The sequence below is a fragment of the Gemmobacter sp. genome (genome assembly GCF_016792925.1).
GTDB lineage: Bacteria > Pseudomonadota > Alphaproteobacteria > Rhodobacterales > Rhodobacteraceae > Gemmobacter.
This window is the reverse complement of sequence record NZ_JAEULU010000032.1, coordinates 1-12,849: the sequence shown is the minus strand read 5'-3', so window position 1 is coordinate 12,849 and position 12,849 is coordinate 1. Positions and strand designations below refer to the sequence as shown.

Genomic DNA, 12,849 nt, shown 5'->3' with positions numbered 1-12,849 from the left:
TCTTTGCCCTTTTTCTGTCTAAAAATATCCTCGGGGGTGCGGGGGCGAAGCGCCCCGCTGCGACGCGAGACAAACGCGGAACGCGCGCAGGCGCAGGCGCGATTTTACGCCTTGGCGCGAGGCTGGCAGGCCATCCCTGCGGAGCCTCGCCATGCGCATCACCAATTGCCACACCCATACTTTCACCGATGCCCATATCCCGGCGCGCTATCCACATTGGGGGCTGATGCCGTTCAAACGTGCGCCGGGGCTGGTGAAGGGCTTGGCTTTCGCCGCGCGGCTGCTGGGGCAGGAGGGGGCGGCGGCCAGCCTGCGCCGCCTGCACCGGTTCCAGCAGGAGGCGCGGCTGCCCGCGCAGGCTGACATTTTTGCGCAACTGGTGGCGCAATATCCGCGCGGCACTCGCTTCGTGGTCTTGCCGATGCAGATGGCCGGCATGGGGCAGGGGGCGTGCCGCGCGAGCCTGGCCCAGCAGCATGACGAGCTGGCCGAGATGGCCCGCGCCTGGCCCGGCCTCGTAATCCCCTTTGCCACCTGCGACCCGCGCCTGCCCGGCGCGGCAGAGGAGGTGCGGCGCTGCATCGAGGAGCTGGGGTTCCGGGGCTTGAAACTCTATCCCCGTCTGGGCTTTGCCCCCGATCACCCGGTGCTGATGCGCGAGGTCTACCCGCGGCTGAATGACCGCGGCCTCGCCCTCGTCTCGCATTGCTCGCGCGGGGGCGTCACCGGCAATGTGACGCGCGCCGATGCCGATGCCTTTTCGCATCCCATGGCTTTTGCCCCGGTGCTGCGCGCCTTTCCGCGGCTTCAGGTCAATCTGGCGCATATGGGCGGGCAATGCGATTGGGAGGCCTATATCACCGAGGGGCTGAACCCTTATGACCCCCATGCCCGCGCCCGGAACTTTCTGGTCACCCTGCGCGAGATGATCGAATCGGGCGATTTTCCGAACCTCTGGACCGATGTGTCCTATACCCTGTTCCAGTCCGAGGCCTTCCTGCCCTTCCTGCGCCTGTTCCTTGACCATCCGCGCCTGCGCGCACGCACTCTGTTCGGCTCGGATTTCTACATGACGCGGCAGGAGGAGCTGTCGGAACGCGCCGTCGCGGTGCGGCTGCGCGCGGGCCTGGGCGAGGCGCTGTTCCGGCAGATCGCCGAGACCAACCCGGAAGCCTGGCTGGGCGAGGGCTGAGGCGCCTCTGGACTTCGCGCCCCCCAAGCCCGATATAGAGGGCATGTCCCTGCCACCCGGATTCCTTGATGAGCTTCGCAACCGCGTCACGCTCTCCAGCGTGGTCGGCCGCAAGGTCACATGGGACATGCGCAAATCCAATCAGGCCAAGGGCGATTTCTGGGCGCCTTGCCCCTTCCATCAGGAAAAATCCGCCTCGTTCCATGTCGATGACCGCAAGGGGTTTTATTACTGCTTCGGCTGCCATGCGAAGGGCGATGCGCTGGGGTTCCTGAAAGAGTCCGAAAACCTGTCCTTCATGGAGGCGGTGGAGATGCTGGCCCGCGAGGCTGGCATGCAGATGCCCGCCCGCGACCCGCAGGCGGCGCAAAAGGCCGACCGCCGCACCCAATTGGCCGAGGTGATGGAGGAGGTGGTGAAATTCTACCGCCTGCAATATCGCGCCGGTTCCGGGCAGATGGCGCGCGAGTATGTCGGGCAAAAGCGCCGCCTGTCGGATCAGGCGCAAGACCGCTGGGAGATCGGCTGGGCGCCTGACAGCCGCAACGCGCTGCTGAACACCCTCAAGGGCAAGGGCGTGCCGCCCGATCTGATGGTCGCCACCGGCATGATCGCCAAGGGCGAGGATGGCAGCCTTTATGACCGCTTCCGCGCCCGGGTGATCTTTCCGATCCGCGATGCGCGCGGCCGCGCCATCAGCCTCGGCGGCCGCTCGCTCGACCCCAACGCCCGCGCCAAATACCTCAACGGCCCCGAGACCGAGCTGTTCGACAAGGGGCGCAACCTGTTCAACCATGCCCCCGCGCGCGAGGCGGCGGGCAAGGGCCGCCCGCTCATCGTGGGCGAGGGCTATATGGATGTGATCGCCATGGTGGAGGCGGGCTTTCCCGCCGCCGTGGCGCCGCTTGGCACCGCGATCACCGAAGATCAGCTGCGCCTGATGTGGCGCATCAGCCCCGAGCCGATCATCACGCTGGATGGCGACACCGCAGGCCAGCGCGCCGCGCTGCGGGTGATCGACCTGGCGCTGCCGCTGCTGGAGGCGGGGCAGGGCCTGCGCTTTGCGGTGCTGCCGCAGGGGCTCGACCCCGATGACCTCTTGAAACAGAAGGGCGCGCCCGCGCTGCAAGAGGTGCTGGATCAGGCGCTGCCCATGGTGACACTGCTGTGGAAGCGCGAGACCGAGGGGCAGGATTTCGACAGCCCCGAACGCAAGGCCGCGCTGGACAAACGCCTGCGCGCGGCGCTGGCCCGGATTCAGGACCCCTCGATCCGCAGCCATTACGGCGAAGACATCAAGGAATTGCGCTGGTCGCTGTTCCGCCGGGGCCGCCGCCCCGCCCGCGACCCCGAGCGCCCCTTTGGCGCGCCGGGTGGCTTTCGTCCCGCAGGCGGGCGCGGCAGCCGTGGCGGGGCGGGCTTTGGTCAGCGCTTTCAGGCGGTGGAGCCGGTGGCGACCACGCTGTCCTCCATGCTGGCCACCAGCGCCGAGGAAGATGGCATCCTGCGGCTGCGCCTTTCGGTGGTGCTGGCGACGCTTTGCCTTTATCCGCAATTGATCGACCGGCATGAAAGCCAGATCGAACGGCTGGTGGTGCAAGACCCCGCCCATCGCCATTTGCGGCAGGTGGTGCTGGTCCATGCTCATGACGCCGACCCCGACACCTGCGCCACCCGTCTGGCGCGCGCGGCGGGCGAGGCCCTTGAAACCCTGCTGGCCGATCCCCAAATCCGCATCCAGCCGCATATCCTGCGCCGGGGCGATGCCGATTGCGCCGAGAAATGCGTGGCGATGGAACTGGCCAAATTGCTGGCGCAATGGGGCGCCGAGGCCGAGCTGCGCGACGCCGCCGAGGAAATCGGCGGGCTGGCCGATGAGGGCCTCACCTGGCGCGTCAGTCAGGCCGCCCGCGCCGTGGCCGATGCCGAAAAAGGCCCCGAAGCCGCCCGCGCCGAAGGCGTGGTGGCGCCCAACGGGGTCGAACTGGACCGGGACGAGCTGGATCACGCCAAGCGCACCTGGGACAGCATAGATTTCACCCGGGGGGGGAAGGCCAGAAAATAGCGGCTCTCACCGAGCCAAAATCGCACCCCCCGTTGCACTCCGGCGCGGATGGGCGCACGCACCCCCCTTGCCCTTCCTTGATTCGCAGGGTTGATTCGATTTCGACGCAGGTGATTCGGATTTCGCATCCGCCGCACCCGCCCCAGACGCCCGACGCCCACCAGACGCCCTCCAGGAGCTCCCATGGTCAAAGACACCGACGACGGCAAACCCGAGGATCAGGAAGCTGATGTCTCGCTCGATATGAGCCAGGCCGCCGTCAAGCGCATGATCGCCGATGCCCGCGAGCGCGGCTATATCACCTATGACCAGCTGAACGCGGTGCTGCCGCCGGAAAGCGCCTCCTCGGAACAGATCGAGGATGTCATGGCGATGCTGTCGGAAATGGGCATCAACGTGGTCGAGAATGACGAGGCCGAAGAGGGCGAAACCGGCGGCGAGCTGGTCGAGCAGGCCTCCGGCTCGCGCGAGGTGGCGCTGGCGGGCGCGGCGGCGGAAACGCTTGACCGCACCGACGATCCGGTGCGGATGTATCTGCGCGAGATGGGCAGCGTCGAACTCCTGTCGCGCGAGGGCGAGATCGCCATCGCCAAGCGCATCGAGGCCGGCCGCAACACCATGATTGCGGGCCTTTGCGAAAGCCCGCTGACCTTTCAGGCCATCACCATCTGGCGCGACGAACTTTTGTCGGAAGACATTCTGCTGCGCGACGTGATCGACCTGGAGGCCACCTTTGGCCGCAGCCTGGACGGTGACGAGGAGATGGGCGGGCTGGAGGAGGTCGATATGGCCTCCGCCGCGCCCTCGGCCCCGCGCCGCACCTCTGCCGAGCCGGAGCTGGATGCCGACGGCAACCCGATCAGCCGCGCCGAGGATGACGACGAGGATGACGAGGCCTCGAACATGTCGCTGGCCGCGATGGAAAACGCCCTGCGCCCCAAGGTGCTGGAGACGCTGGAACGCATCGCGCTGGATTACGAGACGCTCTCCGACATGCAGGACCGCCGGATGAGCGCCACCATGAGCGGCACCGCCGCGCGCTTCACCGCCGATGAGGAAGCCACCTATCAGAAGCTGCGCTCGGAAGTGGTGCAGCTGGTGAACGAGCTGCATCTGAACAACAACCGGATCGAGGCGCTGATCGACCAGCTTTACGGCATCAACAAGCGCATCATGTCGATCAATTCGGGCATGGTGAAGCTGGCCGATGCCGCGCGCATCAACCGCCGCGAATTCATCGACGAATATCAGGGCTACGAGCTGGACCCGTCCTGGATCGACCGCATGGCCGCCAAATCCGGGCGCGGCTGGCAGACGCTGGTAGAGAAAAGCCGCGACAAGCTGGAAGAGCTGCGCAATGACATGATGCAGATCGGCCAATATGTCGGCGTGGACATCTCCGAATTCCGCCGCATCGTGCAGCAGGTCCAGAAGGGCGAGAAAGAGGCGCGGCAGGCCAAGAAGGAAATGGTCGAGGCCAACCTGCGTCTGGTGATCTCGATTGCCAAGAAATACACCAATCGCGGGTTGCAATTCCTGGATTTGATTCAGGAGGGCAACATCGGGCTGATGAAGGCGGTGGACAAGTTTGAATACCGCCGCGGCTACAAGTTCTCGACCTATGCGACCTGGTGGATCCGTCAGGCCATCACCCGCTCGATCGCCGATCAGGCCCGCACCATCCGCATTCCGGTGCATATGATCGAAACGATCAACAAGCTGGTGCGGACGGGGCGTCAGATGCTGCACGAGATCGGCCGCGAGCCGACCCCCGAGGAGCTGGCCGAAAAGCTGCAAATGCCGCTGGAAAAGGTGCGCAAGGTGATGAAAATCGCCAAGGAGCCGATTTCCTTGGAAACCCCGATTGGCGACGAGGAAGACAGCCAACTGGGCGATTTCATTCAGGACACCAACGCGATCCTGCCGCTGGACAGCGCCATTCAGGAAAACCTGAAGGAAACCACCACCCGCGTGCTGGCCTCGCTCACCCCGCGCGAGGAACGCGTGCTGCGCATGCGTTTCGGCATCGGCATGAACACCGATCACACGCTGGAGGAAGTGGGCCAACAGTTCAGCGTGACCCGCGAACGCATCCGCCAGATCGAGGCGAAAGCACTGCGGAAACTGAAACATCCCAGCCGCTCGCGCAAACTGCGGAGCTTCCTGGATCAGTGATGAAAAACGCCCCCGGAAGGGGGCGTTTTGCTTTTGGGGGCATGGCGTTTCCCCTCTCTCATACCGCAACGATGGCCGAGGCCATCGCCGAGGTCATGCGACATCGTTGCCACGTTTGGCCGGTGTAGTATGGCGCCGAAACGGTTTTGCCGGGCCGTTTCCACAGGGCCGGGGAAACGGGATGCGTTTTCTGATCCGTCCCCGGTTGACCGAGGCCATCGCCGAGGTCACGCGGCACCTTTGCCACGTTTGGGCCGGTGGCCCAAAGCCACCCGCCGGGCGGGCGCTGGCCTCGCGGTCACGGGCGGCGACGGCCTTGCACCGGCGTTTCCACATGGGCGGGGAAACGCGCCGCGTTTCCCGATCCGCCCATGCCAAAAGGCGCCATGCCCGCCCCGCACGCGCCATCGTGACCGCTGCGCCCTTACATCCTGCGGCTGAACGCGGTAGACTTGCGCCAAATCACCGAAAGGCCGTGCCCCATGTTCCGCTTTACCCTGCCGCTTGCTCTGACCCTTCTGGCCGCCCCCGCCATGGCCTTTACCACCACCCAGGGCGCGCGGGTCGAGGCGCGGGGGGACGGGTTCGAGGTGCTGGCCCAGCCCGGCCTCTCCGCCTCCATGGCCTTCTGCGCCGCGGGCACCTATGCCCAAAGCGTGCTGCGCCTGCCCGCCCATGCCCGCATCTGGCGCGCCTCCGCTCCGCCGCGCCGCGCGGGCCAGGGGGTCACCTTCACCACTTCCGCCGCCGCCAGCGCCGGCAAAACCGGCCTCTTCCTGTTCGGCGAGGATGACGGCTCGGTCAGCGTGGCTTTCGCCCAGTCGCTTTGCGCCAGCCAGCGCAGCCGCTTCTGGCGCTGACGCCCCTGCCGTCGGCCTGAGTCCGGCGCGCCACAGTTTTTCCCCCATATGCTGTGGCGCGAAATTGGCACTAGCCGAAACCTGCCCCCCTGCGCTAGGGTCTGTGGATAACTGGGGTCCGCCTTCAAGGAACCCCGGACACGAGGCAGACAGTCAGAAACAAAGGGGGACGGCCAATGCGCTGCCCATTCTGCGGCAATATCGACACCCAAGTGAAGGACTCGCGCCCGGCCGAGGATCACGTCTCGATCCGCCGCCGCCGCTTTTGCCCGGCCTGCGGGGGCCGCTTCACCACCTATGAGCGCGTTCAGCTGCGCGATCTGGTGGTGATCAAATCCTCCGGCAAGCGCGAGGATTTCGACCGCGACAAGCTGGAACGCTCCATCCGCATCGCCATGCAGAAACGCCCGATCGACCCCGAGCGCATCGACCAGATGATCTCCGGCATCGTGCGGCGGCTCGAATCCCTGGGCGAGACCGACATCCCCTCCCGCTCCATCGGGGAGATCGTGATGGAAAGCCTCGCGCGGATCGACACCGTGGCTTACGTGCGTTTTGCCAGCGTTTACAAGAACTTCCAGGCGGCAGACGATTTCGATAAATTCGTCTCCGAACTGCGCCCCGCGACGGGCCTGCCGGAAGAGTGAGCGATACCGACCATATGCGCACAGCCCTCGCCCTCGCGGCGCGGGGCTTGGGCAACACATGGCCAAACCCGGCGGTGGGCTGTGTGATCGTGACAAGCGGTTCCGGTGGGGGCCGCATAGTGGGGCGCGGCTGGACCCAACCGGGTGGCCGCCCCCACGCCGAACGCCGGGCGCTGGATCAGGCGGGGGAGGGGGCGCGTGGCGCCACCGCCTATGTGACGCTGGAACCTTGCGCCCATTTCGGCCATACGCCGCCCTGCGCGCTTGGCCTGATCGAGGCGGGGGTGGCCCGCGTCGTCACCGCCCTGACCGACCCGGACCCCCGCGTGGCGGGCAAGGGGCACACCATGCTGCGCGCGGCGGGCATCGCCGTCACCGAGGGCATTTGCGACCGCGAGGCGCGGCAGCTGAATGCCGGTTTCCTCAAGCGCATCGAACAGGGCTTGCCCTTTGTCACCCTGAAACTCGCCACCACGCTGGATGGCCGCATCGCCACCCAAAGCGGCGAAAGCCGCTGGATCACCGGCCCGCAATCCCGCCGCGCCGTCCATGCCATGCGGATGGCCCATGATGCCGTCATGGTCGGCTCCGGCACCGCCCTGGCCGATGACCCCGATCTCACCGTGCGCGAGATGGGCGCCACGCGCCAGCCCGTCCGCATCGTGATCGACAGCCGCTTGCGCCACAGGCCTGACAGTCGCCTGGGCCGCACGGCACGCGAAGTGCCGGTCTGGCTGATCCACACCGCCGCCGCGCCGGAACAAGCCCGCGCCGCATGGCGCGCCACCGGGGCCGAGCTGATCGAAGTTCCCGATCAGGCGGGCCATGCCGATCTCACCGCCGCCCTGCAAGCGCTCGCCGTGCGCGGCCTCACCCGCATCTTCTGCGAAGGCGGGGCCGATCTCGCCGCCGCGCTGATCCGCGCCCGGCTGGTGGATGAACTCGCCCAATTCACCGCAGGCGCCCTGATCGGTGCCGAGGGCCGCGCCGCCCTTGGCCCGCTCGCCCTCAGCGCCCTGTCAGAGGCTCCGCGCCTCACCCTTCTCACCACCCAAGCCCTCGGCCCCGATACGCTCAGCCTCTGGCGCACCTGACCTAGCTTTCATCTTGGCCCAAATATCCTGCGGGGGTGTGGGGGCGCAAAGCCCCCACTCTTTTACCGCCCCAAAATCGCCCGCGCGCATCTCTCGCCGATCATCATTGCGGGCGCATTGGTGTTCCCCGCAATCAGCGTCGGCATCACCGAGGCATCGGCCACCCGCAGCCCCTCGATGCCGCGCAGGCGCAGCCCCTCGGGCTCCACCACCGCCATGGCATCCACGCCCATCTTGCAGGTGCCGACCGGGTGATAGACGGTCAGCGCCTCGGCCCGCAGATAGGCGAGGATTTCCGCATCGCTTTGCACCCCCGGCCCCGGCAGCATCTCCACGCCCCCCAGCGCGGCAAAGGCCGGTGCCGTCAGGATGCGCCGCGCCAGCTTGATGCCCTCCACCAGCACATGCGCATCATGGGGGTCGCTGAAGAACCGATGGTCGATCTCCAGCGCCAGATTGGCGCCGTGCCGCGCCAGCCGCAGCTCGCCCACCGAACGGGGCCGCAGCACGCAGGTATGCATGGCAAAGCCATGGCCATATTCCACCAACCGCCCACGAGGACTGCGATAGCCCGGCACGAAATGGAACTGCACATCGGGTTCCGCATCCGCCAGCGGCGTGCGGGCAAAGCCCCCGGCCTCCACGTAATTCGTGGTCAGCATGCCGTTCCTCTGCACCAGATAGCGCAGCGGTGCCGCCATGAGGCGGGGCAGATTGCCCAGCGAAAGCCCCAGCGTCTCGCGGCTTTTTGACCGCAGCGTGATCATGCCATCCACATGGTCGCGCAGGTTCTGGCCGACCCCCGGCAGGTCATGCGCCACCTCGATCCCCGCCGCCCGCAGCGCCCGCCCCGGCCCGATGCCCGAGGCCATCAGGATCTGCGGCGAGCCAATGGCCCCCGCCGACAGCACCACCTCGCCCCGGCAGGGGATCACCCGCCCGTCGCGCAGCGCCACCCCGGTGACCCGCCGCCCCGCCAGCACCAGCCGCTCCACCTCGACCCCGGTCAGCACCGTCAGATTGCGCCGCGCCAGCGCCGGTTCCAGAAAGGCCTTGAAGGTGGACCAGCGCGTTGCCCGGTTCTGCGTCACGTCATAAATGCCCACGCCCTCTTGCGACGGGCCGTTGAAATCCGCGCTTTCGCGCAGGCCGACCTCCTCTGCCGCCCGCACAAAGCGCCGCGAGGCGGGGGAGGGGTCTTGCGGACGTTCCACCCGCAAGGGGCCTTCAAAACCGTGATAGGCGGGCGACTGGCCGTTCTGGTTGCCCTCCAGCGCCTTGAACACCGGCAGCACATCCGCCCATCCCCAGCCAGTGCAGCCCAGCGCGGCCCAATCGTCATAATCCCGCGCCGCACCCCGGATATAGACCATCGAATTGATCAGGCTCGATCCGCCCAACCCCTTGCCGCGATTGACCGGAATGCTGCGCCCGTTCAGCCCCGGCTGCGGCACGCCGACAAAGCCCCAATCGTAATGCGGCCGCCCATAAAGCGCGAGGATGCCCGCCGGCACCGTCACCTTCACCGAGCGCGGGCGGTGCCCGGCCTCGATCAGGCAGACCCGCCGCGCCGGATCGGCCGAGAGCCGGTTGGCCAGCACCGCCCCCGCCGATCCCGCCCCGATGATGATATAATCAAACCCGTCCATGCCCGCGCCCTTCCTGTGGCTGAAACAGCCTCCCGAAAGGGCAAGGGATCATCCAAAGCGCAGAGCCTAAAGCAGGATTTGCCAAAGCGGGGCTTAGGCGGCCCGGTCTGCCGGGCGACAAGCCGGCTCAATTCTCCTGTAACAACTGGTCCAGAATGCGCCCGGCCTCGGCCCCCGCCGCCTCCCTCGCGCGGCGTTTGGCGGCCTCTTCCAGCGTTTCGCCCGCGCGCGGCGTGACGCCCAGCTTTTCGGTCGCCAGCGCCTCCAGCCGCTCCTTCGCCAGCTTTTCGGCCCGCGCCGCCTCGGCCTTGGCGCGTTCCGAGGCCAGCCATTCCAGATCCAGCCGCACCTTGGGCACGGCCCATGGCCCCTTGATCAGCACCGGCACCACGCCGCCTTCGGCCAGCCGGGGCAACAGGCGATAATCCACCGTCCGCGCCCCCAGATCCACCGTGCCGGTGCCGCCCGCGCTGAAATGCTCGGCCACCAGCGCCATATCCTCGCTGCGCAGCACGCCGCCGTCGATCTGCGCCGTCACGCTCAGGCTGTCGAACAGCGTCTGCCGACCGGCGCCGACATAGCCGGGGTCCATGGTGCGCAACATGCCGCCCAGATCGAAGCCCGCAATCTCGCCCTTGGTCAGGCTCAACCCCGCCTCACCCTTCAGGCTGCGCATCATCGCATCCATCGAGGCCCCCACCCCCAACAGCTTCAGCCGGACCGAGCCGCGCCCGGCCAGACGCGGCACGCCCAGCATCTCGGCCAGCGCCGCCTGCACATCGGCCTCTGCCAGCGTCAGATCGACACTGGCCGACAGACCCTTGCGGGCATTCACCACCACCAGCCCGGTCAGCTTGCCGCCCCAGGCCTCGGCCTCGGTCAGGGTCAGCACCGCGCGGGCATCGTCCAGGTTCAGCCGCGCCCGCGTCGGCCCCAGATGGGCGGCGCCGATCTGCACCGATTGCGCCACCAGCGCCACCTCGGCATCCAGCGCCGAAAGGGCCGAGGCGTCAAAGGCCTCGGTCGGCCAACCTTCGTCCGGGGCACCCGCCTCGGCCTTGTCGCCCATCGGCCCAGCCCCCATCGGCAAAGCCCCCATTGGCAAAGCCAGCGTCTCGGTCGTCAGCCGCGCCACCAGCCGGGGCCGCACCTTGCCCGGCAGCCAGTCGATCTCGGCCGCGAGGCTGCGGCCATCGCTGACGATCTCCGCCCCGCGCAGATGCAGGCTGCGCTCGGGCGTATAGGTCACCCCCGCCTCCAGCGTCAGGCTTTCGGCGCCAAAGCCCTGCGGCAGCCGGGGCAGATCGCGCCCCGCCAGCGCGGCGAGGCTGGGCCGGTCATTCAGCGCCAGCGTGGCCGATCCCTCGGCCATCAGGGGCGCAAGGCTCGCGCGTCCGGTAAAGCCCGCGCTGTTGCCGCCCGAGGTCAGGCTCAGCGCCAGATCGGTCACCCGCCCCGCCATGGCATCCGCAAGGCTGGCCAGATCGGCGCGCAGCTCCAGCGGCTGCCCGCGCAACAGCGCCGTGCCGGTGACGCCCACCGGCCCCGCCAGATCGGGAATGGCGGTGGCAAGGTCGATGCCGGTCAGCGTGACATCCTGCCCCGCCGCCTGGTCGATAAAGCGCAGCTCGCCATCGCGCAGCCGCAAGGCATCCAGCGTGAAGACCGCAGGCGCGGCGCTGCCCCCTGCTGCGCTGCCCTCTGCGGCAGTGCCCTCCGCCGCCGCCCCGCCCATCTGCCAGTTCACCGCCCCCTTGGCGTCGCGCTCCAGCACCAGACGCGGCGCCGCCAGCTCGATCGCCGTGATATGCAATTCGCCATCCAGCAGGCCCAGCGGGTCAAGCCCGATGTCGATGCGCTCCGCCACCAGCATCTCGGGCGTGCTGCCCCACGGCGCATTGGCCAGCCGCACCGGCCCGGCGCTGACCCCCAGCACCGGCCAGAGCGTCACCCTCGCCCCCGGCGCGATCTCCAGCTTGCGGCCCGTCGCCGCCTCGAAGCGCCGCGCCGCCAGATCCAGCACGCCATCCTTCGGCATCAGAACCACCATGATGCCCAGCATCAGCAGCAGCATCACCAGCGATGCCAGCGCACGCACCAGCCAACGCATGTCGGTCTCCTGTTCTTGCCTGCTCTTTTGCCGCGAATCATGCCCTGCGCCCCGCCGCCGCGCAAGCCCGCCATTCTTCTGCGAAGAATGTGGGGGGCGCGCGCGCCCCCTCTGGGCCTTGCGGCCCATTCACCCCCTGCGGATATTTGGAAACAGATGAATGCCCGGAACGGATTTCATCTGTTCAAAAATATCCTCAGGGGGGAGGCTGCGCAGCAGACGGGGGGCGCGAGCGCCCCCCTCTCCCTGGGCCGCGCCTGCCGCCAAGCGCCCCCTTTGCCTCAAGGCGTTTCGCGGCTATAGCGGGCGGCATGAGCCAGAACCCGCCCAGCCTCCGCCCCGATCTTGCCCGCGCGCTTGTTCCAGACGAGCGCCGCGAGGGCCAACCCACCATCGGCATGGTCAGCCTGGGCTGCCCCAAGGCGCTGGTCGACAGCGAGCGCATCCTCACCCGGCTGCGCGCCGAAGGCTATGCGATCAGCCCCGATTACAAGGGCGCCGATGCGGTGATCGTCAACACCTGCGGGTTTCTCGACTCGGCCAAGGCCGAAAGCCTTGAGGCGATTGGCGAGGCGCTGCGCGAAAACGGCCGGGTTCTGGTGACGGGCTGCCTTGGCGCCGAGCCGGAATACATCACCGGCGCCCATCCCAAGGTGCTGGCCGTGACCGGCCCCCATCAGTATGAGGCGGTGCTGGACGCGGTCCATACCGCCGTGCCGCCCGCGCCCGATCCCTTTGTCGATCTTCTGCCGGCGACGGGGGTAAAGCTGACCCCCCGGCACTACAGCTATCTGAAGATTTCCGAAGGCTGCAATCACAAGTGCAAGTTCTGCATCATCCCCGACATGCGCGGCAGGCTGGTCAGCCGCCCCGCCCATGCCGTGCTGCGTGAGGCGGAAAAGCTGGTCGAGGCCGGGGTGAAGGAACTTCTGGTCATCTCGCAGGACACTTCGGCCTATGGGGTTGACCTCAAGCACGCCACCACCGCCGGCCGCGACGGGCGCGAACACCGCGCGCATATCACCGACCTTGCCCGCGATCTGGGCTCGCTCGGCGC

9 protein-coding genes are annotated in these 12,849 nt (G+C 67.7%); 7 read left to right on the top strand and 2 right to left on the bottom strand.

All coding sequences use genetic code 11. The features are described 5' to 3' along the window. Positions 1 to 151 precede the first annotated feature (151 nt). From JNN06_RS01735 to ribD, 6 genes are all read left to right on the top strand, one after another. A complete protein-coding gene (locus JNN06_RS01735) occupies positions 152 to 1,192 on the top strand; it encodes an amidohydrolase family protein (RefSeq protein WP_291237876.1) in 1,041 nt (346 codons plus the stop codon). A gap of 43 nt (positions 1,193 to 1,235) precedes the next feature. Beyond that, positions 1,236 to 3,257, top strand: coding sequence for a DNA primase (dnaG, locus tag JNN06_RS01730; RefSeq protein ID WP_291237875.1), 2,022 nt, complete (start codon positions 1,236 to 1,238; stop codon positions 3,255 to 3,257). Between the two features lie 183 nt (positions 3,258 to 3,440). Next, positions 3,441 to 5,432, top strand: coding sequence for an RNA polymerase sigma factor RpoD (gene rpoD, locus JNN06_RS01725; RefSeq protein ID WP_291237874.1), 1,992 nt, complete (start codon positions 3,441 to 3,443; stop codon positions 5,430 to 5,432). Between the two features lie 482 nt (positions 5,433 to 5,914). Next, positions 5,915 to 6,292, top strand: a complete 378-nt coding sequence (locus JNN06_RS01720; RefSeq protein WP_291237873.1) for a hypothetical protein — start codon at positions 5,915 to 5,917, stop codon at positions 6,290 to 6,292. Between the two features lie 176 nt (positions 6,293 to 6,468). After that, positions 6,469 to 6,939, top strand: coding sequence for a transcriptional regulator NrdR (gene nrdR / locus JNN06_RS01715; RefSeq protein ID WP_291237872.1), 471 nt, complete (start codon positions 6,469 to 6,471; stop codon positions 6,937 to 6,939). A gap of 14 nt (positions 6,940 to 6,953) precedes the next feature. Continuing rightward, on the top strand, positions 6,954 to 8,033 hold the full coding sequence (ribD, locus tag JNN06_RS01710) for a bifunctional diaminohydroxyphosphoribosylaminopyrimidine deaminase/5-amino-6-(5-phosphoribosylamino)uracil reductase RibD (protein WP_291237877.1): 1,080 nt from the start codon (positions 6,954 to 6,956) through the stop codon (positions 8,031 to 8,033). Positions 8,034 to 8,095: 62 nt separating this feature from the next. On the opposite strand, the gene JNN06_RS01705 is transcribed toward ribD, so the two are convergent. Both JNN06_RS01705 and JNN06_RS01700 read right to left on the bottom strand, forming a co-directional pair. Further along, positions 8,096 to 9,682, bottom strand: a complete 1,587-nt coding sequence (locus JNN06_RS01705; RefSeq protein ID WP_291237871.1) for a GMC family oxidoreductase N-terminal domain-containing protein — start codon at positions 9,680 to 9,682, stop codon at positions 8,096 to 8,098. A 127-nt stretch (positions 9,683 to 9,809) separates the two neighbouring features. Continuing rightward, complete coding sequence (locus JNN06_RS01700) at positions 9,810 to 11,792, bottom strand: AsmA family protein (RefSeq protein WP_291237870.1); 1,983 nt, start codon at positions 11,790 to 11,792, stop codon at positions 9,810 to 9,812. Positions 11,793 to 12,103: 311 nt separating this feature from the next. Between JNN06_RS01700 and JNN06_RS01695 the strand changes: the two genes are divergently transcribed. Beyond that, a partial coding sequence (locus JNN06_RS01695; RefSeq protein ID WP_291237869.1) for a radical SAM protein occupies positions 12,104 to 12,849 on the top strand: 746 nt, incomplete at its 3' end.